Source organism: uncultured Streptococcus sp., assembly GCF_963536705.1.
Classification (GTDB): Bacteria; Bacillota; Bacilli; order Lactobacillales; family Streptococcaceae; genus Streptococcus.
Map to the genome: position 1 here is coordinate 47,306 of NZ_CAUTAP010000009.1, position 24,761 is coordinate 72,066.

A 24,761-nucleotide genomic window follows, 5' to 3' on the forward strand; every position below is an offset into this window, starting at 1 on the left:
TATTTGCTCTTGATTTTTCTACGATTATGGATGGCTGACAATCAGCTGCAAATCTCCAGACAAGGTCCATTCTGTGACATCGCTAGGCAGGATGAAATGCTCCCCTTTTTCGAGTGGGTAGACAGCTCCATCAACTTCCAGCTCACCAAGACCTTCCAAGACACTGACCAAGCTATAATCTGCTGTCTTTTTAAAATTAACTGAACCGGCAATATCCCACTTGTAAACAGCAAAGAAGTCATTGGCCACTAAAAGAGTAGAAGTCAAACTATCTGCCTGAATGGTAACAGGACGGCTATTAGCTGGTCCACCGATAGTCAAAACATCAATAGACTGCTCCAAATGCAGCTCGCGAAGATTGCCAGCATCGTCCTTACGATCAAAGTCATAGACACGGTAGGTTGTGTCACTAGACTGCTGAGTCTCCAAAATCAGAATACCTGATCCAATGGCATGCATGGTTCCGCTTGGCACATAAAAGAAATCGCCAGCTTTTACTGGAATTTTGGTCAGAAGATGGTCCCAGTCCTTGCTCTCAATCTGCTGGCGCAGCTCTTCCTTGCTCTTGGCATTGTGACCATAGATAATCTCTGCTCCTTCGTCTGCAGCAATGACATACCAGCATTCAGTCTTACCAAGCTCCCCTTCGTGCTCTAGTCCATAGGCATCATCAGGATGCACCTGAACACTGAGCCAGTCATTGGCATCTAGAATCTTAGTCAAAAGCGGAAAGACTGGCTCTGGGCGATTGCCAAAAAGCTCACGGTGCTCGGCATAGAGAACATCTAACTTCTGGCCGGCAAATCGTCCGTTCTTGACGGTTGACACACCATTGGGATGAGCCGAGATAGCCCAGTACTCCCCTACATGGTCGCTGGGAATTTCATAGCCAAAGACATCGCGCAGCTTGGTCCCACCCCAAATCTTCTCCTGCATCACAGACTGTAGAAATAATGGTTCTGACATAGTATTCTCCTTAAATATTTTTCACATCCAGCAAGGAATAACCCTTGGTGTCGAAACGGTTGTTGCTGCTTCTATTATAATATAGCTGGAGGTTCTTTGTCTACTCTCTGCCAAAAACAGGTCCTTTATAATAAAAAGAGTAAAGCTCCCCAGAAAATGCCGCAAAGATAGCCGACCAGCACATCCTTTGGATAGTGTACTCCTCCAATCACGCGCACTGCGGCCAGCCCTGCTGAAAGTAAGAGGCAGAGGAGTCCCGGCAACCAGAAAAAGTAGAGTAGGCACATGGAAATCACTGTCGCCGAAAAGACATGGCGGCTGGGCATGGACTTGCCTGATGTATCCTTGGCCAACAAGGGCTGAATTGCCCATTTTTCGTAAGGGCGTGCTTGATTCAGCCGTTTACGAATTGCTGACAACAGAGCAAATCCAATGGCTGGTAAGAAGAAAAAAGTAAGCAACCCTTTCCAGCCTTCCGTCAGAAAGGCACTAATTAGAACGAGACCATAAACAATAGGTATGAAGAGGGTCATTCCCCTATTGAAGTAAACCAGCCCTTTCAGCCACTGAGGTCGACTGCGAAAAGGAGTTGTTAATTGTTGATAAAAAATTGTGTAGTCTTTCATGCTTGCTTACCCTGCTTTTCTAAAAGTTGGACTCTCATACTTTCTCTACTATAGCATATTTCTAGACAAGATGGTAGATGGATAGCAAAAGAGACTGAGACCCAGGCCCCAATCTCTTACTGTTCATGTTTTCTGAAGAGTATTATTTCTCCAAGTTCCAGATTTCCTTGGCATATTGCTCAATGGTATCATCTGAGGTAAACTTATCGGAAGTAGCAATGTTAATCAAACTCATGCGTGCCCATTTTTCTTTGTCACGATAGAGAGCATCAATCTTCTCTTGAGCTTCTACATAGGCATGGAAATCTTCCAAGAGGAAATATTCATCATTGTGGGTGATGAGGGCTTCGTAGATTTCAGAGCCTTCTTCACGGACGTTTGGAATGGTGCCATTGACAAAGGTATCGACCACTCGGCGAATGTCTGGATTGCTTTCATAGACACCGCGTGAATAGTAATCATGGCGGGCATAATGCTCGTAAACTTGGTCCTTGTCCATCCCGAAGATGACAATGTTGTCGTCACCCACCTCGTCCTTGATTTCGATATTGGCTCCATCCAGAGTAGCCAGAGTAATGGCACCTGTCATCATGAACTTCATGTTGGAAGTGCCAGAAGCCTCCTTGGAAGCCAGGGAAATCTGCTCTGATACATCTGCTGCAGGAATGATTAACTCAGCTAGGCTGACCCTGTAGTTTTCTAGGAAAACAACCTTGAGTTTACCTTGCAGACTTTCATCCTTGTTGACCAGATTAGCCACTTCATTGATCAGCTTAATGACCGACTTGGCAAAGTGGTAGCCTGGAGCAGCCTTGGCACCGAAGATAAAGACGCGTGGCACCATATCCTTATTAGGATTGTCCTTGAGGTCCCAGTAGAGCTTGATGATATGAAGCAGGTTGAGCAGCTGACGCTTGTAGGCGTGGAGACGTTTCACCTGCACATCAAAGATGGCTTCTGTAGAAACTTCTACTCCTGTTGATTCCTTGATGAAGTCAGCCAGACGAGCCTTAGCTTCTTGCTTCACTCGATAAAAATCGCCCAGCACTTGCGGATCATCCTTGAATTCCAAAAGCTTACGCAGCTCATGGATATCACTTCTCCAGCCCTTGCCAATCAGCTTATCAATCTCAGCTGACAGAGGCTCATCCGCAATCTGCAGCCAGCGGCGCTGGATAATCCCGTTGGTTTTGTTATTAAACTTCTCTGGGTAAATGCTGTAAAAATCACGCAAGGTGTCTTCTTTGAGCAGTTCGGTGTGAAGTTTGGCAACACCATTGATTGAATGACCGCCAATGATAGCCAAGTGGGCCATGTGGATTTGATTGTCCTTGACAATCCGAGTGTTTTCGATGACTTGCGGATCAAGGCCACGCCCAGCCATTTCAGCTACATAGCGGTTGTCGATCTCTAGGATAATCTGATAAACCCGCGGCAGGACATTCTTAAAGAGCTCTGCATCCCATTTTTCCAAGGCTTCAGACAAGATGGTGTGGTTGGTGTAGCTCATGGTTTTAACCGTAGCATTCCAAGCATCTGCCCATTCCAAATCGTACTCATCCATCAAGAGACGCATAAACTCAGCCGGTGCAACCGCTGGATGGGTATCGTTGATATGGACAGAGACCTTCTCATGAATATCCTTGAGCGGACGCCCTTGCTTGAGGTAGGATTTGATAATGGTCTGCAGACCTGCACTGGTCATGAAATATTCCTGGATCAAGCGCAGCTCTTTTCCTTCGTAGCTAGAGTCGTCTGGATAGAGAATGGCAGTGATATCTTGCACCCGGCGACGAGCTTCAATGGTCGGATAGTCCAGTTCATGCTCTTCTGGAATTTCAACATCCCAAAGGCGGAGATTGTTAACATTGTCATTACCAAAGCCAATCTGCGGCACATCGTAAGGAACGGCCCGCAAGATTTTGGAATTCTCATAAAGTGGCACAATCCGGCCCTTTTCATTGGCATGGAGGGAAACATTTCCGAAGATTTTAACATCAACAATATCATGGTCCTTACGGGTCTCCCAGACATTGCCTAGACTGCCAAACCAAGCATCAGGAATTTCTACCTGATAGCCATCTACGATGCGTTGCTTAAAGAGGCCATAGCGATAGCGAATCCCATTTCCAAATCCTGGATAGCCAGTGGTTGCCAGCGAGTCCATGAAGGCAGCCGCCAAGCGGCCCAGACCGCCATTCCCCAAGGCCATGTCATACTCCGCATTCTTAACATCCTCAAAGTCAACGCCCAACTCGGCAAAGCCTTCCTTGACCGTATCGAGGATACCTAAGTTGAGCAGATTTGTTTCCAGCATGCGCCCTGGAAGAAACTCAATAGAAAAGTAATAAGCTGTCTTTTGCTGCTGCTCAATCAACTGATTGCGACGCTCCAACCAAAGGGGCGTGATATACTTGCGGACAGTGCTGGCTAAAGCCTGAAAAAGCTCCACTGAAGTCGCATCGGCAACCTTAATCAGCTGTCTTTCATGTAGAATATCCTTAAAATCTCGAATAAAACGTTCTTTTGTTAGTTCCATAGTGGATGGTTATCTCCCTTTCTTAATAGCGGGAAGCAGATTTAAACGTAGAAATACTTTTTTCAATCAAGATGTGAAACGCTCGCTTCAGCCACAAGCTAAAAACAGGGCTCCAACACAGTATGATAATATATAAAAATGTAAGTCTCACGGAAATCCTCCCTTGTCCAATGGGCAAGAGAGGATTTGCTTATACTGATTCCAAAGTAAATGTTATAGGAGTGATTGATATAAATCACTGTATGCCTTGCTGGCTGTATCCCAAGAGAAGTCTCTCTCCATCGCCTGCTCTTGCAGAGATTTCCAAGCTTCCTTGTTATCGGCATAAAGCCTGAGTGCTTCCTTAAAGGTCCAAGTCAGCCAGTAGCCAGAAAAGTTATTGAAGCTAAAGCCAGTTCCCTGTCCTGTATAGACATTGTAAGGCTCTACGGTATCACGTAGACCGCCCACTTCATGCACCAAAGGCAAGGTTCCGTAGCGCATAGCCATCATTTGTGACAGGCCACAAGGCTCGAAACGGCTTGGCATAAGGAAAATATCGCTGGCAGCATAAATCTCCTGAGCCAAGGTCACATCAAAGAGGATGTTGGCTGAAAGCTTATTAGGATAGGCATGACCAAACCAAGCGAAGGCCTGCTCAAAAGCCGGATCGCCTGTTCCCAAGAGGATAATCTGCACATCTTCCTGGAGGAGATTGTGCAGCTCTTCCACTACCAAATCAAAGCCTTTCTGACGTGTCAGGCGGGAAACAATCCCAACTACTGGCACATCATCACGCACAGGCAGACCAACTCGCTCTTGCAAAGCTCGCTTGTTTTCTAGTTTACCAGATAAGTCAGATTTGTTAAAGTGATGGGCTAAGAGCGGATCCGTTTCTGGATTATAGATATCTGTATCAATACCGTTGACAATTCCGACCAGCTTACCGGACTCCATCCGCAGGATTTGATCCAAATTGCAGCCAAATTCTGGTGTACGGATTTCACCTGCATAGCTTGGTGATACAGTTGTCACTCGGTCCGCATAGAGAATGCCAGCTTTCATCCAGTTGAGACAGTCATTCCAACGCAGGGTTCCGTCTGCATAGCGCTCATAGCCCACTCCAAACAGTTCCCAAAGCATGCTGTCAGGGAATTGACCTTGGAATTCCAAATTATGAATGGTCAAGACGGTTTTGATATTCTGATATGCTTGAATCCAATGGTATTTTTCCTTAACCAAGAAAGGAATCATAGCTGTATGATAATCGTGAACATGCAGAACATCCGGAATGAAATCAATCCGCTCCATCAACTCTACTGCTGCTAACTGGAAGTAAGCAAAGCGCTCACCGTCATCAAAGTCCCCGTAAACATGGCCGCGGAAGAAATAATGCTGATTGTCAATAAAATAGAAGGACACACCGTTCAAGACCAGCCGCTTGACCCCAACGTATTGGCGACGCCAGCCAACACTGACTTCAAAGTAGAAAAGGTCTTCCACTTGGTCGCCAAATTTGGCATCAGTCATGTCATAGTATGGCAGAATGACACCAACTTCATGGCCAGCCTTGACCAGTGATTTGGGGAGAGCACCGATAACGTCTCCCAAACCACCTGTCTTAGAAAATGGGGCTCCTTCTGCTGCTGCAAATAAAATCTTCATCGAATTATGTCCTCTGTAACTTTTTGGCCCTTCTTGACTACGATTGGGTCTTCTGCTGTTCCGCGAATCACCACTCCTTCGCCAATTTCAACACCCTTGTCCACAATCGCATACTCGACAGTTGCATTTTCTCCAACTTTCACTCGAGGGAAGAGAACACTGTGTTTGACACTGCTTCCAGTCTTAATCTTGGTATTCCGTGAAATCACAGAATTGATGACCTCACCTTCCACAATGCTTCCTGACGCAAATTGGGAGCGAGATACTTTTGAAGACTCAGCATAGTAAGTTGGCTCTTCATTCTTAACCTTGGTGTAAATCTTTTGGTTCGGACTGAAGAGAGAGTAAAATTTCTTACTTTCAAGCATATCGATATTGGATCTGTAGTAGGTCTCTACAGAATAGATATTCGCCAGATAGCCTGTATATTCGTAGGCAAATGCCCCTTCCTGAGTTGCTAAATCACGCAGGACATAGCGAAGTTTTTGCGGATGCTCTTTCTTAGCTTCTTCTTCCAGCTTTTCAATTAGCCAAGGAGTATCCACTACAAAGATATCTGTAGACATATTGAAGAGCTCAGCATCTTCTCGGCCATCAAAGAGTTTATGCCCTCTGACATGGTCTGTTTCGTCAATATCTAGGACAGCATTCACATCCGAGATATTTTCCTTGTGCAATTTCTTATAGACAACTGTGATTGGCTGTTCTGTTGTATTGTGCAAATGGAAAACTTGATTGAGGTCAATATTAACCAAGACATCGCAGTTAAGAGCGACCGTTTGGTTGGAACCAGAACGTTTCAGGTAGGTCAAAAGCTGCTTATAGTATTCCTCACCGACTGTAGAGCTTTCTACACGAGTATTGTAGATTCCCAGATAATAGTGGCTAAGCAAAGTAGACAGACCCCACTCACGGCCAGAACGAATATGGTCAAAAACAGAGCTGATATTGTCCTGTTGGAAGATACCAAAGACACTGCGGATACCAGCATTGGCAAGACTTGAAAGCGGGAAGTCAATCAAGCGGTATTTTCCACCGAATGGCAAGCTGGCTACTGGACGATGATTTGTCAGAGTTGACATATCATGGAAGCCGACTGTGTTTCCTAAAATTGCTGAGTATTTATCAATCTTCATCTTTTGGTACCCCCACTTTCTCGTTGTATCCGACAACATATACTTCCTCTGTACCATCAATCTCTACACCATCAGAGATGATAGCCCCTTCACCGATAATGGCCCGCTTGATCTTAGCGTCTTTGCCAATAACAGCTCCACTCATGATGACAGAGTCTTCAATGACTGCGCCCTTTTTGACCTGAGCACCAGTAGAAAGAATAGAGTGTTTTACTGTACCGTCAACGAAACAACCATCAACGACCAGCGAATCTTCTACATGGGAATTTTCACTGATAAAGTTTGGCGGAGAAATCAAGTTGCGAGAATAAATCTTCCAGCGACGATTGCGGCTATCCAGAGCATTTTCTGGGCTGATGTATTCCATGTTGGCTTCCCAGAGAGACTCTACTGTACCAACGTCTTTCCAATAGCCTTCAAAATCATAAGCATAAACGCTTTCGCCAGATTCAAGGTAGTTAGGGATAACATTCTTACCAAAGTCAGACATATCCACATTGCTCTTTTCAGCAGCTACCAGCATATTGCGCAGACGCTGCCAGTCAAAGATATAAATCCCCATCGAAGCCTTGGTTGACTTAGGATTTTCTGGTTTTTCCTCAAATTCAACAATCCGATTATTAGCATCTGTATTCATGATACCAAAACGGCTGGCTTCTTTGAGAGGCACATCCAGAACGGCAACTGTCAGGCTGGCATTGTTGTCCTTGTGAGACTGAAGCATGTCATCATAGTCCATCTTGTAGATATGGTCCCCAGACAAAATCAGGACATACTCAGGATTGATGCTGTCGATATAGTCGATATTTTGATAAATCGCATGGCTGGTACCTTCAAACCAACGATTTCCTTCGCTCGCAGAATAAGGCTGAAGAATGGACACGCCTGAGTTTATACCATCGAGACCCCAGCTAGAACCATTTCCGATATGACTGTTCAGAGCTAGTGGTTGGTATTGAGTAATGACACCGACATTGTGAATACCGGAGTTGGCACAGTTAGACAAGGCGAAGTCAATAATACGATAGCGGCCGCCAAACTGTACCGCAGGTTTTGCGATACTCTGTGTGAGCTTTCCAAGACGAGTTCCTTGCCCGCCGGCAAGAATCAAAGCTAGCATTTCATTCTTCATAGACTATTACTCCTTTGTGGAATCTTTTTTAACATTTTTTCGAGCAATCCGACGCTTGATCTTCCAGATGCTGGCTCCAAGAGCTGGCAACGTAAAGGTCAAGGTCTGTGGATAATCTTTCCAAAGTCCTTCTTGAGACTGAACTGTTTCGTTATGTTCCTTCCAAACACCTCCCCATTCTTCTAATTCAGTGTTCCATACTTCTTCATAAATGGCTTCCACTGGAACACCAATGGTAAAGTTCTTCCGCTCTACCGGCGCCATATTGAATACACAAACTAGCATATCTCCTTTTTCCGTCTTACGGATGAAGGAGAGGACACTTTGATCGGTATTATCCGCATCAATGATTTCGATACCATCGTAGCTCAAATCAATTTCCCAAAGCGGACGATTGTCTTTATAGAAAGCATTGAGCGTTGCAGTGAAGCCCTGCATCTTCTTGTTCATCTGATCGTCCAGATTAGACCATTCTAGTTGCTCTTCTGACTTCCATTCTAGGAACTGACCAAATTCTGAGCCCATAAAGAGCAATTTCTTGCCCGGATGGCAAATCTGATAGGTCAGCAAGTTGCGGAGTCCTGCAAATTGATTGTAACGGTCACCCCACATCTTGTGCATGAGACTCTTCTTGCCATGAACCACTTCATCATGCGAGAATGGCAGGAGGAAGTTTTCAGAGAAAGCGTACATAAAGCTGAAGGTCACTAGATTAAAATCGTACTTACGATAAATCGGATCTTCCTCGTAGAAACGAAGGATATCATTCATCCAGCCCATATTCCACTTGTAGTCAAATCCAAGACCACCCAGCTCTCTCATACCAGTAATCTTGGTTTCTGAGGAGCTTTCCTCTGCAATCATCATGACATCAGGATGGGCTAACTTGATAACCGTATTGAGGCGTTGCAAGAAGTAATAGCCTTCATAATTGCGATTACCGCCATCTTTATTTGGCTGCCATGGACCGCTGTCATAGTCTAGATAAAGCATATTGCTGACAGCATCAACCCGAATCCCATCCAGATGATAAAAATCAATCCAGAATTTAATGCTAGAAATCAAGAAAGACTGAACCTGATTCTTGCCCAAATCAAAGTTGAGAGCTCCCCATCCATAGTTATGAGCCCGGTCGTGATCCTGATACTCGAAAGTCGGTGTCCCATCATAGTAGGCCAAAGCATCATCATTAATAGTGAAGTGACCTGGTACCCAGTCCACAATGACACCGATATTGTTCAAGTGGCATTCTTCGACAAAGTCCTGAAATTGCTCAGGAGTCCCGTAGGTGTGCTCAAAGGCGAAGTAGCCCATAAGCTGATAGCCCCAGCTAAGTCCCAGCGGATGAGCCATAAGCGGCATGAATTCCACATGTGTGTAGTTCATCTCCACCAGATAAGGAATCAAGTCTTCTTTTAACTGGGCAAAGCTATAAGGACTGCCGTCTTCATTGCGTTTCCACGAGCCGGCATGCACTTCATAGATATTGACTGGCCGAGAGAAGAAGCCCCAACGTTTCCGGCGTGCCAGCCAAAGACCGTCTTTCCACTTCTTCTCAGGAATAGTGCGGATAACTGCTCCCGTGCCCGGACGCTCTTCCATATAGATAGCCAGCGGATCAATTTTCAAAATTTCCTGACCACTGCTGCGCTTGATATTGTACTTGTAAATATCTCCTTCCTTAGGCAGTTCTGTGAAGACTTCCCAAACGCCCGCTTCATTTCGGACCATAGGGATCTGCTCTTCATACCAATTGGTGAAATCTCCAATCAAATGGACACTCTGAGCATTAGGCGCCCAAACGCGGAAAGAATAGCCAGACTTGCCGTCCACTTCATCCTGATGCGCCCCTAGATAATGCTGTAAATGAAAGTTTTCACCTGTTGTAAAGGTTCTTAATGCTTCGTTCTTATCCATGCGATCACCTTTCTATTTGTAAGCGTTTTCTATAATACTATTCTACATTATTTTTATCTCTTTTTCAAGTAAATTTCAAATATCCTTACGGAAAATTACTAAAACCGAACATTAGCTGAAATTAGTAATAAATGAGAAAGAAAACACTGTATTTTGTGTCTCTCGATATGTTTTTATTCCTTTTTCACTAAATATAGGAGCTATCCAAAACAAGAAAAAGATGAAAATTTTCATAAAGATATAGACCAATATGTAAATTTACATTTTAAAATAATAAGCAATTAAACATATAAATGCTTGATTCTTTTCAAATGGTTCGATAATCTTGTTAAATTTACAAGTTCATCAATGTAAGAAAAAAGGCCGCACAAAGCCGCCTTTCTCATTATTTCACATCAAACACGATGGATTTCACTTGTGTCATCGCTTCGATACTGTAACGAATCCCTTGGACTCCTGCTCCAGATCCCTTAACACCAAGGAATGGGAAGTTATCTGGACCACGTTGGGTCTTATTATTGATGTGTACAGTACCCACTTCCAGTTTCTCAGCAATCTCAAATGCTTTAGGGAAATCATTTGTAAAGACTGAAGATTGAAGACCAAACTCTGACTGGTTACAGATCTGAATAGCCTCTTCAACGGAAGTCACACGAATAATCGGAAGAACAGGACCAAATGGCTCTTCCCAAGCTAATTTCATATCCAGTGTCACATGGTCAAACAAGGCAGGCCAGATGAGATTTGCTTCACGTTTGATTTCTGTCAAGGCTGACGCTCCCTTTTCCTGAGCATCTTCAATCAAGCCCCAGATGAAATCTGCTGATGCATCATCAATGACTGGTGTGATATCCGCATTATCAAAGGGATCACCAACCGTCAGTTTCTCTACCTCTGCCTTAATCAGCGCCGCTAATTTATCTGCTACGCTCTCCATGACAATGACACGTTTAATAGCCGTACAGCGCTGGCCGGAATAACTGTATGCCCCGCCAACAATCTGCTTAGCCGCATGCTCCAAGTCGGCATCTTCCAGCACAACTGCAGCATCCTTACCACCCAATTCTAACATAATTGGACGCATACCAGCCAACTTACCGATGCGTTCACCGATTGGAGTGGAGCCAGTAAAGTTAATGTAGTTTACTTCCTTATGCTCAATGATGTAATCTCCGATTTCTGAACCACGTCCTGTGATGGTATTGAAAACACCAGCAGGCAGCCCAGCCTCAGCAAAAGCCTGAGCCAAGAGCAGACCAGAGATTGAACCTTGAGTAGGTGGCTTAAACATCACGACATTTCCGCCGATAAGGGCAGGAGCAATTTTGGAAGCAGACAGGTTGACTGGGTAGTTAAATGGCGCAATGGCCAGTACAACTCCTACAGGCTCACGACGGACCACAGCCAGTTTTTTCTTGCTGGCAGCTTCAAAGCCGCCACCTTCCATAACCTGACCGTGAATACGAATCCCTTCTTCAGCCGCATAGCGAATCAAGTCTGCTGTCCGGACGACTTCTCCGACTGCCGCTTTGATACCCTTGGCAACTTCTTTTGCAAGAATTTCGCCGATCTTCTCCTGATCGCGCTCCAAAATATCCGCAACCTTATGCAAATAAGCTGCACGTTCAACTGCTGAAAGAGCTCGCCAAGCTGGCAAAGCCGCACGAGCGCTCGCCATAGCATAGTCGACCTCTGCCTGAGTCATGGCAGGTACAGTTCCTAAAATCTCATTGTTGATAGGAGATGAGATGGTAATTTCATTTTCAGAAACTTTCCACTCTCCATTTATATAGTTTTTATATTGTGTCACTTGTCCCCTCCAAAATGTTATTAAATATTATTTTACCAAATTTTCTGAAAATTTCAACCAAAAGTTATAAATTTAAAGAATTTTTTCACAATTAAGATAGATTGTCTAAGTTTGTTCATATTATATCTGATTATTTCTATTTTCTTTGATTTCAACTTTCTGAACAAACTTCACTATGCCTTTGAAGAAAACTAAAAAAGACCAGGAAAATCTCCCTGATCTTAATTTTCAGATTAATCGAAGTCCAGATATTCTTTTTCAAGCTCAAGAACTTCTTCCATCGTTGCACATTCGGTCAGTGCACGCTGAGCCAATTCTTCCATCTTCTTCGTATCCAGCTTCTTCATGAGGCTACGAGTCCGAAGAACTGAAGTCGCACTCATAGAGAATTCATCCAAGCCCATACCTACGAGCAATGGCACCGCAGTTTGATCGCCGGCCATTTCTCCACACATACCTGCCCACTTGCCTTCAGCATGAGCTGCCTTGATAACATTGTTAATCAAGCGAAGGATAGATGGGTTGTATGGTTGATAGAGGTAAGAGACTTGCTCATTCATCCGGTCAGCTGCCATAGTGTACTGGATCAAGTCGTTGGTACCGATAGAGAAGAAGTCTACTTCCTTGGCAAATTGATCCGCGAGCATAGCTGCTGCTGGGATTTCAATCATGATACCTACTTGGATATTGTCTGCTACTGCAACGCCTTCAGCTTGCAACTTAGCTTTTTCTTCGTCATAAACCGCTTTAGCTTTGCGGAATTCTGTCAGAAGGGCTACCATCGGGAACATGATGCGCAATTGTCCATGTACAGAAGCACGCAAGAGAGCGCGGATTTGTGTACGGAACATAGCATCGCCAGTTTCAGAGATAGAGATACGCAAAGCACGGAAACCAAGGAATGGGTTCATTTCATGCGGCATATCGAAGTAAGGAAGCTCCTTATCTCCACCAATGTCCATTGTACGAACAACTACTGGTTTTCCATTCATGCCTTCAAGCACAGCCTTGTATGCTTCATACTGCTCATCTTCTGTCGGGAAGTCTTGAGAATCCATATAAAGGAACTCAGTCCGGTAAAGACCAACTGCTTCTGCACCGTTAGCATTGACACCTTCAACGTCTTTTGGCGTACCGATATTGGCTGCCAATTCGAAGTGCTTGCCATCTGCAGTCACAGTCTGAGCATCCTTAAGCAATTCCCATTCAGCTTTTTGCTTAGCATAAGCCTCACCAGCTGCTTTAAATGCTGCGATTTGCTCTTCAGTTGGGTTGATAATCACTTCACCAGTGATACCGTTAGCTGCAATCACATCGCCGTCTTTTACAAGCTCAGTAATATTATTAGTTCCCAATACTGCTGCGATTTCAAGCGTACGTGCCATGATAGCAGAGTGGCTTGTACGGCCGCCGATATTGGTTACAAAAGCTTTAACAAATTTCTTATCCAGCTGTGCTGTATCAGAAGGAGTCAAGTCATGAGCAATCACAACTGATTCTTCATTGATAGACGCTGGATTTGGCAATTTCTTGCCCAAAAGGTTAGCAAGAACACGCTTTGTCACGTCGCGGATATCTGCCGCACGTTCCTGCATATATGGATTGTCGTCCATGTTTTCAAAGAGAGTGATAAACATGTCCGTTACTTCTTTCAGACCAGCTTCTGCATTGGTCTTTTTCGCACGGATTGTTTCTTTGATTTGCCCAACCATTTCAGGGTCAGCAAGTACCATTAAGTGAGCGTCAAATACCTGAGCGGCTTCCTCACCAAGGCTATCTACTGCTTTCTCACGGATAACAGAAAGCTCGTTCTGTGAAGCTTCAAGAGCTGCATCCAAACGAGCCTCTTCTGCATTCGTATCTTCGACTGAAACAGTCTCAAATGATAAATCCGGTTGAACTAATAGATATGCCTTAGCAACGGCAACACCGTCAGATGCTGCAATTCCTTTAAGCATTTCTGTCATATTAAGCCAATCCTTCTTTTTCCATTGTTTCAGAGATTGCAGCGATAGCATCGTCTGCATCTGCACCTTCAGCTGAGATCTTAACATCAGCTCCTTGGCCAACACCGAGACTCATAACACCCATGATAGATTTCAAGTTTACTGATTTACCTTTGTATTCAAGCGTGATGTCTGAAGCGAATTTGCTAGCAGTTTGAACCAACAAAGTTGCTGGACGTGCGTGAATACCTGTTTCTGCTACAATGTGGAAATCTTTAGAAGCCATAGTTAGACTCTCCTTTTAAATAATTCTTTTTGAGTTATTGTGATAACCCTTACAAGTTGATATTATATCACCTTTTGAAATCTTTTTCAAGAATTTTATAGCCCGCTTACAAAATATTTCTTGGGAAATGAAAACTCTTCTTATTATATTGAAGAGAGAATTTTCGAGCTAAATCCCACATTCCCCAAGCTTTATTCAAAAATGGCTTCCACCAAGTTTTTAATCATAAATTTCTTATTTTATAGAAACTAATTGTTATAAAATAAGAATATAAACTCCCCCTCCACTCCTCCTAGTGATTCCCTAAATTCTGTAACACAAGATATTGGATTTTTGTTTTTGGCGGAAAAGCTACTAGTCATTTTTCTAACATTTTAAGACTTGTTTAAGCATTGCCGCATCAGCATTTTGCTCCTTTTCTGCAATTTTTCACTTCTTTTCACCGCTTATACAAACACTATATATTGTATTGTAATCTATCCTATAACAAAATATCACACAATATTTAGTTCAAAACTATTGACATTCTATTTTCTTTTAGATATACTAGTTTCGTATTATTTAAAAGAAAAAACGAAAGTTTAGAGGAATTTTTAATGGTAACTATTTACTCAAAAAACAACTGCGTTCAGTGCAAAATGACCAAGCGCTTCTTAGATACTAATCATGTAGAATACCGCGAAATCAACTTGGATGAACAGCCAGAATTCATTGACCATGTCAAAGATCTTGGTTTCAACGCTGCTCCTGTGATTCAGACAGCAACTGAGGCATTTTCTGGTTTCCAACCTGGTAAATTGAAAAAACTGTCTTAATGTAGTTTATTTTGAGGGCAGCGCGCCTTGATTGGGAGATAAACTAAAAGACAGATTATCAGGGCAAACTGCAGCTCCTATGCTCATAGGGGCCGTTTCTTTTGTAAAGCGGATATTTTTCCGCTAGCTAATTATCTTATTTATATAGAAAAGGAAAAACATGGGACTCAAATATTTAGAGGATGTGACATACTTCCGACTCAACAACGAAATCAACCGTCCAGTTAATGGTCAGATTATGCTTCATAAAGACCAAGAAGCCTTAAAAGCTTTTTTTAAAGAAAACGTTGAGCCGAACACCAAGCAATTTTCTTCTATTACAGAAAAGATTGAATATTTAATAGAAGAAAACTATTTGGAGAAGGAATTTATCCAGCTCTACTCTCCAGAATACATCGAGGAGCTGACTGCTTTTATCCATGCTCAGGATTTCAAGTTTAAATCTTTCATGGCAGCCTATAAGTTCTATAACCAGTATGCACTGAAGACAAATGATGGTGAATACTATCTGGAAAGCATGGAAGATCGGGTACTCTTCAACGCCCTCTACTTTGCTAACGGAGATGAAGCCATTGCCAAGGATATTGCCAATGAAATTATCCACCAGCGCTACCAACCGGCTACACCAAGCTTCCTCAACGCTGGTCGGGCTCGTCGCGGCGAATTGGTTTCCTGCTTCCTCATCCAAGTAACAGATGATATGAACTCAATCGGCCGCTCCATTAACTCTGCCCTGCAGTTGTCTCGTATCGGAGGCGGGGTCGGTATTTCCCTCAGCAATCTGCGGGAAGCTGGAGCACCTATCAAGGGTTATGAAGGAGCTGCGTCTGGCGTTGTACCTGTTATGAAACTCTTTGAGGACAGCTTCTCCTATTCTAACCAGCTGGGCCAACGTCAGGGAGCTGGGGTTGTTTACCTCAATGTCTTCCACCCAGATATCATCGCCTTCCTTTCTACCAAGAAAGAAAATGCTGACGAAAAAGTTCGGGTTAAGACCCTCTCACTTGGTGTCGTGATTCCGGATAAGTTCTACGAGTTGGCGCGCAAGAATGAAGAAATGTACCTCTTCAGCCCATATTCTGTTGAACGCGAGTACGGCGTGCCATTTGCCTACCTTGACATTACTGAAAAGTATGATGAGTTGGTCGCTAATCCAAATATCACTAAGACCAAGATCAAGGCCCGTGATTTGGAAACAGAAATTTCCAAACTCCAACAAGAATCTGGCTATCCTTATGTTGTAAACATTGATACAGCCAACCGTTCAAATCCAATCGACGGTAAAATCATCATGAGCAACCTCTGCTCTGAAATCCTGCAGGTACAAGAGCCTAGCCTTTTGAATGATGCGCAAGAGTATCTCCACTTGGGAACAGATGTATCATGTAACTTAGGCTCTACCAACGTTGTAAACATGATGACTTCACCTGACTTTGGAAAATCCATCCGGACCATGACACGCGCTTTGACCTTTGTCACAGACAGCTCGCACATCACAGCTGTGCCTTCTATCGACAATGGTAACAGTCTGGCGCACACCTTTGGTCTGGGAGCTATGGGACTGCACAGCTACTTAGCTCAGCAGTTGATCGATTATGGATCTGCGGAAGCTGTAGAGTTCACCAGCATCTACTTCATGCTTATGAACTACTGGACCTTGGTTGAGTCTAACAATATCGCTCGCGAGCGTGGCGTGACCTTCCATAACTTTGAAAAATCTGACTATGCTAACGGCACTTACTTTGACAAATACCTGACAGGTGAATTTGTACCTAAGTCTGACCGTGTCAAAGAACTCTTCGCAGGCATCTTTGTCCCATCTGCAGAGGATTGGGCAGAGTTGCGTGACAAGATCAAGGCTGATGGTCTCTACCACCAAAACCGCCTGGCTGTTGCACCAAATGGCTCTATCAGCTACATCAATGACGTTTCTGCTTCAATCCATCCAATTACTCAACGGATCGAAGAACGTCAAGAAAAGAAAATCGGTAAGATCTACTATCCCGCTGCTGGTCTGTCAACTGAGACTATCCCTTACTACACCAGTGCTTATGACATGGACATGCGCAAGGTTATCGATGTCTATGCAGCCGCAACTGAGCACGTGGACCAAGGACTTTCCCTGACTCTCTTTATGCGCAGCGATATCCCTAAAGGTCTCTACGAATGGAAAAAAGAAAGCAAGCAAACAACCCGCGACCTTTCTATCCTACGTAACTACGCCTTCAACAAGGGTATCAAGTCCATCTACTACGTCCGCACCTTCACCGATGATGGTGGCGAAGTAGGTGCCAACCATTGTGAAAGCTGTGTGATCTAACAAGAGATTTTAGAAAAAGAAAAGGAAATTCGACCATGTCACAATTTTACCTTCCCCATCATTGACAGGAAGGTAAAATCGTGGAGTATTGGGGTAGTATCCAAGAAGTGATAGCTGATACCCCATCAGGTCGTACCATCTACTAAAGGAGAAAGAATGCAAACTTACTACAAAGCCATTAACTGGAACGCTATCGAAGATGTCATCGATAAGTCCACCTGGGAAAAACTGACTGAGCAATTTTGGCTGGATACGCGGATTCCCTTATCCAATGACCTGGATGACTGGAGAAAGCTGTCCCACAAGGAAAAAGACCTAGTCGGCAAGGTCTTCGGTGGCCTGACCCTGCTGGATACCCTCCAGTCTGAGTCTGGTGTGGATGCCCTGCGCAAGGATGTCCGCACAGCCCACGAAGAAGCTGTCTTCAACAACATCCAATTTATGGAGTCCGTTCACGCCAAGTCCTACTCTTCTATCTTTTCTACGCTCAACACCAAGTCAGAAATCGATGAAATCTTTGACTGGACCAACACCAATCCATACCTGCAAAAGAAAGCTGAGATTATCAATGAGATTTACCTGAACGGTACAGCTCTGGAAAAGAAAATAGCCAGCGTTTTCTTGGAAACCTTCCTCTTCTACTCTGGTTTCTTCACTCCGCTCTACTATCTGGGTAATAACAAACTGGCCAACGTTGCTGAAATTATCAAGCTGATTATCCGTGACGAGTCTGTCCATGGAACCTATATCGGCTACAAGTTCCAGCTAGCCTTTAACGAGCTGCCAGAAGACGAGCAAGAAAAACTCAAAGAATGGATGTACGACCTGCTCTACACCCTCTATGAAAATGAAGAAGGCTACACTGAAAGCCTCTATGACACAGTCGGCTGGACTGAAGAAGTCAAGACCTTCCTGCGCTACAATGCCAACAAGGCTCTGATGAATCTAGGGCAAGATCCGCTCTTCCCTGACTCAGCAGACGATGTCAATCCTATCGTCATGAACGGTATCTCAACCGGTACTTCCAACCATGACTTCTTCTCCCAAGTGGGTAACGGCTACCTGCTAGGCGAAGTTGAAGCCATGCAGGATGACGACTATAATTACGGTTTATAAGACAAAGACCCCCTCTTTCCAAAATACGGAAAGAGGGGGTCTTTGACTGACTATTAATCTATTGACTATCATAGATATATTCTTCCAGATGTTCTGCGACTGTAATCTCAACTCCAACATCAGATGTTAGATAAATCACGGTACAGTCATGAGCTGGGACAATAGGAAATAAAAAGGGCTTCATATTTTGATAAATTCTATACATCCGCCTTTGACTCGTTGGATTTTCAAGATAAAGCTTGCTGTCACCACCAGAAAAGTCAGCTGGCAGAAGGGCATAATAAGCTACCAAAGCTCCATTTTCATCCAATACTCTAGTCTTATTTAAATCCTCAGCTATTTTTTTCATCATTAAAGTAGCCATCTTTTCCTCCCTTCATGTTTTTTATCCAAATAAAGGTGGAGCTAGGAACATCATCCCTAACTCCACTTATGCAGTCACTAATTAGATACGCGATAATACGGATGCTGGGAAGCAGTGATAGCATCTTGTCCAACTCGAATCTGTGCTTTAGGATTCTCGTTTCCAGTATCAGGCAAAACAGCTCCTTCTGGAATTACTAAAAAGGTTGCGCTACTGCTACCAGCAGTATAAGCAAGAGTAGATACATAACTACCATCGCTTACTTGACCTTTTAGTAAAGTATAATCGCTGGATTCTTTTCCATTCAGAGTATGAGAAACGACCCCTTGATTATTCAATACTATCGCATCCCCCAAATCATTTTGCCAAGTACCGGCTACAGTCGAAAAATCTCCTGCTGCCAAAGCATTGACATCGATACCCGCTGCTGGAGTGGCTGGGTCTTTCGTGTCAGACTTTGTTTCATTTTTAGGCTGAGCTTCAGAAGATACTGACGCTGCATCAGTTTCATCTGGGCTAGCTGATGGAACAGCTTTCGCTTCAGACTTAGAATCTGATTTAGAAGTTTGAACTGTTTGGCTAGAGCTACTACTTTGAGATGTTTGCTTGTCCTGCTGTTTACTGCAAGCACCAAGCAAGATAATGGAAGAAGTGAGTGCAGTCGCAAGAAACATTAATTTTGCGTTTTTCATAAAAGGACCTCCTTTAGGTTTGCCTAATTATAACACGAAAGATTTTGCCAAAACAGGACATCCATGTCCTGCTAGCCTTGATGATAGAGCCGAAGTTCTTTATTCCATTCCTCAGCCATTTTTTTAGATAGGAAAGTATGACCTAACAATTTTGCCAGCGTCAGTCCCTCTTCATAGTATTGTTGTGCCTTTTTCTCGTCCTTGTGTACAAAAAGCTCATATTCTCCCTCTAACATTCTTATCAGCGGTTTCTTTTGATAGTCCTCTGTCAATTCCATAATTACATTAAGTTTGTTGAGTGTATCTTTTGTATAAATGAACTCTTTTCGCTCGCACTCAATACCTGGGATTGTCAGTAAAGCATCCCGCATGAGAAAGAGATATTCATTTGGAATATAGTCAACTGACTGCAGTAATCGCTGAGCGATTCTTGCATATAATTCCTTATCAAACTTAGCTGACCTAATCTCCTCTTCATCTCCCACATAGATCTGATAGAGCTGAATATAGAGCAAATCATTTACATCATAATGCTTTTTACTCTGTAAATCATCCAAATGTTGGGCAAAGAGAGTCATTCCATATTTCTGGAAATTCTCAGAAGTATAGGTATAAATCTTTGACTGCAAAATAACCATTATATTCTGCTCAGCTTCTGGCAAATCATCATAATAAACTTCAAAGATCTCATCTATGATATGCTCCAATTCAGATAAGACTTCGGGATTGCCATAAGTGGTCGTCCGAATCAGCTTATACTTCAAACGCTGGTAATCAGCAGGTAGAGCTACATCTTCTTTTTTGTTTCCTATCAAGGTTGCCAAATCGACCTCTAGACAGGAAGCCAGATATTCTAAAGTAGAGAGAGTCGGCTGGGAAATGCCTGACTCCAAACGCGTTAACTGCCGTATAGAAAGCTTTGACTCATCACAACACAGATGTTCCTTAGTCCAGCCCTTATTTAATCGAAGCTGTTTCAAATGCTGTCCAAATTCTTTTCCTTGCATCGCCAATTCCCCTCCCAAATAAATCAGGAAACTTTTGATTATGTTATCATGTTATTCTAGATTTATTATAGCATAACTGGAGAGATTTTACTAATAAAATTCCAAAAAGATTACTTCCTTTTCTCAGTGATGAAATCTACCTAACTGATGCAACAGTTAGGTAGAGCGGAGCTATTGAGACCTTAGGCTCAATAGCTAGTCATGGAACTCTGCAGGAGGTCGCTGACGTCCGCCATCACTTGAGAAAAGGATGTAAATCTAAAAATTAGTATATTACAAGTATTAAAGGACCCCAAACTTAAAAGTTTGGAGTCCTTCTACCATATTCTTTTTTTTAAACCTAAACACAAAAAACTAGCAATACACATTCAAATGAGATGGCAGGACACGAATCGTCACTGGCAATTGGTCGCCCTCATCTCCGTCAACGTTGACACTAAGCTCAGCATCAGCCAACTCAACTGTGATTTCCTTAAAGGTCAAGTACTCGATATTATCACTTTCTTCTCCATTGCCAGAAATCAAATCCGGCACAGAAACCAAGGTGTCCAAGAGATTTTTATCCTTAAGGTACAAGAGATGCAGCAAGCCGTCATTGACAGTGGCTTCAGGGAGAATGCTCTCGAAACCTCCGATTGAGTTGGTAGAGCCAATCAAGAGTGTGCTGCTCTTTATTGTACGCTCTTCTCCATCAATCTTCAAGTGAAATTCGTAAAAACTAGTATCCATCAACTGCTTGAAGCCAGAGATAAAGTAGGCAAACTTACCCCACTTGGTCTTGTCTTCAGAATCTACATTATTGATCGACTCTGGAATGGTTCCAATAGCAACCACATTCATAAAGTACTGGTCATTAATCTTGCCGATATCAAGTGGCTTGACTTTGTTGATATCCAGATTTTGGATGGCTTCTTCAGCGTCTAGAGGAATGCCGAGAGCACGCGCCAAGTCATTGACCGTACCAAGTGGAAAGAAACCAAAGGTCGGACGATAGTCTAGTTCAGCCAGACCACTGATCCCTTCATTGACTGTTCCATCGCCGCCCATGACAAAGACGCTATCATAATGGTCTTCTGCGGCTTGCTTAGCAAAAGCTGTTGCGTCTCCGCCTTTTTCAGTATGCTTGACTACTACCTCATCGAAACATTCAGCCAGCTTTTCCCTTGCCAAGTCTTCATAGGACTTGGCTTTTTCGCCTCCCGAGCTAGGATTGACAATTAATAGGACTTTAGACATAAGGAAACCTCTTTTCATTTGATAGCTCATTATACCATCTGGAAAACACTTTCACAAATATTTGAAACTATGACTTTTCTATGCAGAAGAAAATCAACTTGGTATTTCGAATTGATTCCACAGAAAAACACTTCTTGCGTTAGATTTTTCTGTCTAACTTTAGAAGTGCTGTCTTATATTTAGTTTTTCTATTAAAAGAAGACAATGAGAACAAAGGCAATGAGGTTATTGGCCAAATGTAGCCCCATTGAGTAACGTAGGTCCTTCTTAGCTAGATAGCCTAGGCCAAAGATAGCTCCCAAGATGAAGTAGACCAGAAACTGGACTAGATTGCCCGGCATGTGCAGCAGAGAGAAAAAGCTGGCAGATACAGTTAAATAGAGCAGGATTTTCGCCAAGCTATTTTGGTCGGGAAAGAGAAACTTAGCCAAAAATCCTCGTGTTAGCAACTCTTCAAGAATAGGAGCAAAGATTACCATGTATAGGAAGGCAAAAGCTGGCTGCTGCTGAATCAACTGTACAGCAGTGTTCTGATTGGCAGAAGATTCAATAGGAACGAGCTGCTGGAAGATGATAAAAGCAAGCAAGAGGACAGTGGGAAGCCAGATAGAACTAGTCAGCTTGGTGCTTTTGATTTCCAGTTTCAAATCTTGCTGGTACCATTTCCACATGGCAAAAGAATAGAGACTTGCAAGTATGACAAAAATCGGCAAAATCAATAGTTGAGAAGATCCCCCTGTCAGAGAACCTATAGTGAAAACAACTATAGTCGAAAAAATATAGAAATAGGCCAAGAGAACAAGTATATAAAGACCAAAATTAGTAAAGAAAGTTTTTAATTTCATAGTGATTCCTTATAGATTGATTTACTTAAACATGGCTAGCAGCAGTATTATAGCCATGGGGAGATTGTTCAGGATATGAACCAACATGGAATCTTTTATATTCCCCCGACGAGCATAGGATAAATAAAGAACCAGTCCAAGTGCAAAATAAATTGGGAACTCTGTCAATTGGGTGATATGAGGCAGAGTGAAGACCACAGAAGTCACAATAGCAGGCAAAACCTTTTGATTATTTTTGAAAAAGAAGGCAGTACCAAAACCACGGAAAATTAATTCTTCCATGATAGGAGCAATAAAAGCAATCGTTGCAACAAAGAGCAAGGCAAAGAAGATATGCTGCGAAGACATCATTCCCCCTAGCCCTTGTATGGCGCTGTCATTACTGGTCTGGGAATTGCCGCTCAGGATGAGATTGAGATAAACACCGACAATAGCAGCCACTCTGGCAAGGAAAAAGAATAGAAAAGCAAAACCGATATCCTTGCCAGACAGTTTAAATTTCTTCTTTTCTTCAGGCACATGCTTCTGATATCGCCGCCATAAGACACGAAAAATCAGGAAAACTAAAATCAGATACAAGGCTACCAATAAGATTTCTGCATAAATAGGTAAATTCTTCCCGAGCCTTAAGAATAGCATTGGAGCAACATTTATAAGGAGGCTAAGAGCAATTAAGCCTATCCATTTTCCAAGTCCTAAAGCAATTGATTTGAAGTTGTTCATTTTGTATTCTCCTTTTGATAAATATTGATACCGACTTCCGTATCCTCAACAGCGATATCACCCTTCTGCCGAAGAATAGCGACAGCCAGGAAAAAATCTCCTGCACAGCCGGCTGCATGGAAGCTAGCAAGAACGATATAAGAAGCCGCAGTTAAAATATGCAAGCCATAGATCAAGGTCAGGGCTAGGCTAATCAGAAAGAAAGGTGCCAGGATGATGACAAGCATCCTTTTCCGACTGTAACGACTCCCTGGGCTGGTCGCATAGGCCATGCCGCTCTTAAAACCAAACTTGACCTTGGTATTTTCATCTCCCAAGACCTTAAAGAAAAAGCCGTGGATCAGCTCATGGATGACCATTAGAACAAGGAGGTAGAGTAAGTCAAAAAAATGAAAAACTTCGCTACCCTTGCCATACATTAGAATAGCAATCCAAGTAAAGAGGGCTAGAAAAGGGAAGATCAGCAACACAGCCGTTATATTCAGAGTCAGATTGACCTTTTTATTATGGATAAAATCAAGTTCTTTCAGTAGTTTCATAATTTCCGCCTTTCATCGGGAAATAAGCTTATTTGAAATATTTTCTTACCATTGGATAATACATAAGATTGATATAGATATGGATCACCACTAGGACGACAAAACCAGAAACGACATTGAGGGGTGTGAAAGTTCCCACTATCCCTAAAATAACATAGAGGGCTGGCAGAAGTCTCTGATTTACATTAAAGAGAATGAGATAGCACTGTTCATAATTGGCTTGCAGCTCTGACTCATCATAAGAGAGGGCAAATTCTTTTATTTCCTCAGTAGTCGGAAAGGCTGATAGCTTATAGTGCCGCACCTTCTGAACTGTCTTTAAAAAGACAACTTGCAAAATAATATAAAGAAAGGCAATCGCATAATCTATAAAACTCCACTGAAGAGGGCTCTTATGATTAGTGATATTTCCGATATAAACAACTCCAACTAAAATCGTAAAAAGAACGATAGCACTGCTGATATTAAAGGCAATAGTCGCATATTCCAGATTTTTAAAGGTTAGCCGGTACCATTCATAATTCTTATCCTCATCTGCTTCTTTTTCATAGGCTTCATTGTATTTACGAGTCCGATAAATCAAGAAAAAGACCAAGGGATAGAGGATGATAAGGCTGGCCCTACCTAGCTGGCGCAGCAGTTGAACAGAAAAAATAGTCGACCAACTGATGTTTTTTAGCAGACCAGTTTCAGAAAACAAAATAGACAGACCACCTATTAAAGCTCCAGCTAGAAATATAAGGACATTATATAAAACTCTTTTCTGTGTAGATATACGTTTTTGCTCTTTCACGACTTCTTCTCCTTTATTTTTTTACAATAGATGATACAAGAATGCTGAGGCTGAAGGACTGTTTTAGTTCCTGTTGAAATGAATCTTAATTGGTTCTTCATTCTGCTTCCTCCACCAGCCGAAAGACATTCTCAACGTTTTCATTGAAAATATGGGCGATCTTAAGGGCAATCACAATCGATGGGGTATATTCGCCTCTCTCTATAAGGCTGATTGTCTGCCTGGAAACACCGGCCAGCCTAGCCAGTTCTGTCTGGTTGAGACCGTCACGCGCCCTCAACTCCTTGAGTCGATTTCTAAGCTGCATCA

General features: G+C 42.9%; 22 protein-coding genes. 3 read left to right on the forward strand and 19 right to left on the reverse strand.

Going from position 1 to position 24,761, the window contains the following annotated elements:
- Positions 1-24: 24 nt before the first annotated feature.
- The 10 genes from manA to RWX26_RS06555 form a co-directional block, all read right to left on the reverse strand.
- Positions 25-966 (reverse strand): mannose-6-phosphate isomerase, class I, encoded by a 942-nt coding sequence (manA, locus tag RWX26_RS06510; RefSeq protein WP_314580195.1) that lies wholly within the window; start codon positions 964-966, stop codon positions 25-27.
- 125 nt (positions 967-1,091) lie between these two features.
- On the reverse strand, positions 1,092-1,592 hold the full coding sequence (locus RWX26_RS06515) for a phosphatase PAP2 family protein (RefSeq protein WP_314580197.1): 501 nt from the start codon (positions 1,590-1,592) through the stop codon (positions 1,092-1,094).
- A 142-nt stretch (positions 1,593-1,734) separates the two neighbouring features.
- Positions 1,735-4,131, reverse strand: a complete 2,397-nt coding sequence (locus tag RWX26_RS06520; protein WP_314580198.1) for a glycogen/starch/alpha-glucan phosphorylase — start codon at positions 4,129-4,131, stop codon at positions 1,735-1,737.
- A 213-nt stretch (positions 4,132-4,344) separates the two neighbouring features.
- A complete protein-coding gene (gene glgA, locus RWX26_RS06525) occupies positions 4,345-5,775 on the reverse strand; it encodes a glycogen synthase GlgA (protein WP_314580200.1) in 1,431 nt (476 codons plus the stop codon).
- On the reverse strand, positions 5,772-6,911 hold the full coding sequence (glgD, locus tag RWX26_RS06530) for a glucose-1-phosphate adenylyltransferase subunit GlgD (protein ID WP_002897913.1): 1,140 nt from the start codon (positions 6,909-6,911) through the stop codon (positions 5,772-5,774). Before glgD ends, glgA begins: the two co-directional genes overlap by 4 nt.
- Complete coding sequence (locus RWX26_RS06535) at positions 6,901-8,043, reverse strand: glucose-1-phosphate adenylyltransferase (protein ID WP_004187682.1); 1,143 nt, start codon at positions 8,041-8,043, stop codon at positions 6,901-6,903. Before RWX26_RS06535 ends, glgD begins: the two co-directional genes overlap by 11 nt.
- A gap of 6 nt (positions 8,044-8,049) precedes the next feature.
- Complete coding sequence (glgB, locus tag RWX26_RS06540; RefSeq protein ID WP_314580204.1) at positions 8,050-9,960, reverse strand: 1,4-alpha-glucan branching protein GlgB; 1,911 nt, start codon at positions 9,958-9,960, stop codon at positions 8,050-8,052.
- 385 nt (positions 9,961-10,345) lie between these two features.
- On the reverse strand, positions 10,346-11,770 hold the full coding sequence (locus tag RWX26_RS06545) for an NADP-dependent glyceraldehyde-3-phosphate dehydrogenase (protein WP_314580206.1): 1,425 nt from the start codon (positions 11,768-11,770) through the stop codon (positions 10,346-10,348).
- Positions 11,771-12,003: 233 nt separating this feature from the next.
- Positions 12,004-13,737: a phosphoenolpyruvate--protein phosphotransferase gene (gene ptsP, locus RWX26_RS06550; RefSeq protein ID WP_002896016.1), complete on the reverse strand. Its 1,734-nt coding sequence runs from the start codon at positions 13,735-13,737 to the stop codon at positions 12,004-12,006.
- A 1-nt stretch (position 13,738) separates the two neighbouring features.
- A complete protein-coding gene (locus RWX26_RS06555; protein ID WP_002896017.1) occupies positions 13,739-14,002 on the reverse strand; it encodes a phosphocarrier protein HPr in 264 nt (87 codons plus the stop codon).
- A gap of 596 nt (positions 14,003-14,598) precedes the next feature.
- Here RWX26_RS06555 and nrdH point away from each other — a divergent pair.
- From nrdH to nrdF, 3 genes are all read left to right on the forward strand, one after another.
- Positions 14,599-14,817 carry a glutaredoxin-like protein NrdH gene (gene nrdH / locus RWX26_RS06560; RefSeq protein ID WP_002897920.1) on the forward strand — a complete coding sequence of 73 codons (219 nt, stop codon included), beginning with the start codon at positions 14,599-14,601 and terminating at the stop codon, positions 14,815-14,817.
- A 160-nt stretch (positions 14,818-14,977) separates the two neighbouring features.
- Entirely contained in the window at positions 14,978-17,137 is a 2,160-nt protein-coding gene (nrdE, locus tag RWX26_RS06565; protein WP_314580208.1) for a class 1b ribonucleoside-diphosphate reductase subunit alpha, read from the forward strand.
- Between the two features lie 156 nt (positions 17,138-17,293).
- On the forward strand, positions 17,294-18,253 hold the full coding sequence (gene nrdF / locus RWX26_RS06570; protein WP_002910202.1) for a class 1b ribonucleoside-diphosphate reductase subunit beta: 960 nt from the start codon (positions 17,294-17,296) through the stop codon (positions 18,251-18,253).
- A gap of 58 nt (positions 18,254-18,311) precedes the next feature.
- Here the strand turns inward: nrdF and RWX26_RS06575 are convergent, their stop codons facing one another.
- From RWX26_RS06575 to RWX26_RS06615, 9 genes are all read right to left on the reverse strand, one after another.
- Positions 18,312-18,617 (reverse strand): hypothetical protein, encoded by a 306-nt coding sequence (locus tag RWX26_RS06575; protein ID WP_002900763.1) that lies wholly within the window; start codon positions 18,615-18,617, stop codon positions 18,312-18,314.
- 77 nt (positions 18,618-18,694) lie between these two features.
- Positions 18,695-19,309 carry a DUF6287 domain-containing protein gene (locus RWX26_RS06580; RefSeq protein WP_002904134.1) on the reverse strand — a complete coding sequence of 205 codons (615 nt, stop codon included), beginning with the start codon at positions 19,307-19,309 and terminating at the stop codon, positions 18,695-18,697.
- A 71-nt stretch (positions 19,310-19,380) separates the two neighbouring features.
- Positions 19,381-20,316 carry a helix-turn-helix domain-containing protein gene (locus RWX26_RS06585; protein WP_314580211.1) on the reverse strand — a complete coding sequence of 312 codons (936 nt, stop codon included), beginning with the start codon at positions 20,314-20,316 and terminating at the stop codon, positions 19,381-19,383.
- A gap of 354 nt (positions 20,317-20,670) precedes the next feature.
- Entirely contained in the window at positions 20,671-21,582 is a 912-nt protein-coding gene (locus tag RWX26_RS06590; protein ID WP_314580212.1) for a diacylglycerol kinase family lipid kinase, read from the reverse strand.
- 161 nt (positions 21,583-21,743) lie between these two features.
- Entirely contained in the window at positions 21,744-22,397 is a 654-nt protein-coding gene (locus RWX26_RS06595) for a CPBP family intramembrane glutamic endopeptidase (protein ID WP_002919375.1), read from the reverse strand.
- 21 nt (positions 22,398-22,418) lie between these two features.
- Positions 22,419-23,120, reverse strand: coding sequence for a type II CAAX endopeptidase family protein (locus tag RWX26_RS06600; protein WP_314580215.1), 702 nt, complete (start codon positions 23,118-23,120; stop codon positions 22,419-22,421).
- Positions 23,117-23,659, reverse strand: a complete 543-nt coding sequence (locus tag RWX26_RS06605; RefSeq protein WP_268699246.1) for a DUF3267 domain-containing protein — start codon at positions 23,657-23,659, stop codon at positions 23,117-23,119. The genes RWX26_RS06600 and RWX26_RS06605 overlap by 4 nt, the downstream gene beginning before the upstream one ends.
- Before the next feature lie 28 nt (positions 23,660-23,687).
- Positions 23,688-24,452: a DUF3169 family protein gene (locus RWX26_RS06610; protein WP_314580217.1), complete on the reverse strand. Its 765-nt coding sequence runs from the start codon at positions 24,450-24,452 to the stop codon at positions 23,688-23,690.
- A gap of 97 nt (positions 24,453-24,549) precedes the next feature.
- On the reverse strand, positions 24,550-24,759 hold the full coding sequence (locus RWX26_RS06615; protein WP_032909616.1) for a helix-turn-helix transcriptional regulator: 210 nt from the start codon (positions 24,757-24,759) through the stop codon (positions 24,550-24,552).
- Positions 24,760-24,761: the final 2 nt, after the last annotated feature.

Coding starts and splice junctions, on each gene's coding strand:
- manA (WP_314580195.1), bottom strand. CDS start 966: ATGTCAGAACCATTATTTCTACAGTCTGTGATGCAGGAGAAGATTTGG.
- RWX26_RS06515 (WP_314580197.1), bottom strand. CDS start 1,592: ATGAAAGACTACACAATTTTTTATCAACAATTAACAACTCCTTTTCGC.
- RWX26_RS06520 (WP_314580198.1), bottom strand. CDS start 4,131: ATGGAACTAACAAAAGAACGTTTTATTCGAGATTTTAAGGATATTCTA.
- glgA (WP_314580200.1), bottom strand. CDS start 5,775: ATGAAGATTTTATTTGCAGCAGCAGAAGGAGCCCCATTTTCTAAGACA.
- glgD (WP_002897913.1), bottom strand. CDS start 6,911: ATGAAGATTGATAAATACTCAGCAATTTTAGGAAACACAGTCGGCTTC.
- RWX26_RS06535 (WP_004187682.1), bottom strand. CDS start 8,043: ATGAAGAATGAAATGCTAGCTTTGATTCTTGCCGGCGGGCAAGGAACT.
- glgB (WP_314580204.1), bottom strand. CDS start 9,960: ATGGATAAGAACGAAGCATTAAGAACCTTTACAACAGGTGAAAACTTT.
- ptsP (WP_002896016.1), bottom strand. CDS start 13,737: ATGACAGAAATGCTTAAAGGAATTGCAGCATCTGACGGTGTTGCCGTT.
- RWX26_RS06555 (WP_002896017.1), bottom strand. CDS start 14,002: ATGGCTTCTAAAGATTTCCACATTGTAGCAGAAACAGGTATTCACGCA.
- nrdH (WP_002897920.1), top strand. CDS start 14,599: ATGGTAACTATTTACTCAAAAAACAACTGCGTTCAGTGCAAAATGACC.
- nrdE (WP_314580208.1), top strand. CDS start 14,978: ATGGGACTCAAATATTTAGAGGATGTGACATACTTCCGACTCAACAAC.
- nrdF (WP_002910202.1), top strand. CDS start 17,294: ATGCAAACTTACTACAAAGCCATTAACTGGAACGCTATCGAAGATGTC.
- RWX26_RS06575 (WP_002900763.1), bottom strand. CDS start 18,617: ATGGCTACTTTAATGATGAAAAAAATAGCTGAGGATTTAAATAAGACT.
- RWX26_RS06580 (WP_002904134.1), bottom strand. CDS start 19,309: ATGAAAAACGCAAAATTAATGTTTCTTGCGACTGCACTCACTTCTTCC.
- RWX26_RS06585 (WP_314580211.1), bottom strand. CDS start 20,316: ATGCAAGGAAAAGAATTTGGACAGCATTTGAAACAGCTTCGATTAAAT.
- RWX26_RS06590 (WP_314580212.1), bottom strand. CDS start 21,582: ATGAGCTATCAAATGAAAAGAGGTTTCCTTATGTCTAAAGTCCTATTA.
- RWX26_RS06595 (WP_002919375.1), bottom strand. CDS start 22,397: ATGAAATTAAAAACTTTCTTTACTAATTTTGGTCTTTATATACTTGTT.
- RWX26_RS06600 (WP_314580215.1), bottom strand. CDS start 23,120: ATGAACAACTTCAAATCAATTGCTTTAGGACTTGGAAAATGGATAGGC.
- RWX26_RS06605 (WP_268699246.1), bottom strand. CDS start 23,659: ATGAAACTACTGAAAGAACTTGATTTTATCCATAATAAAAAGGTCAAT.
- RWX26_RS06615 (WP_032909616.1), bottom strand. CDS start 24,759: ATGCAGCTTAGAAATCGACTCAAGGAGTTGAGGGCGCGTGACGGTCTC.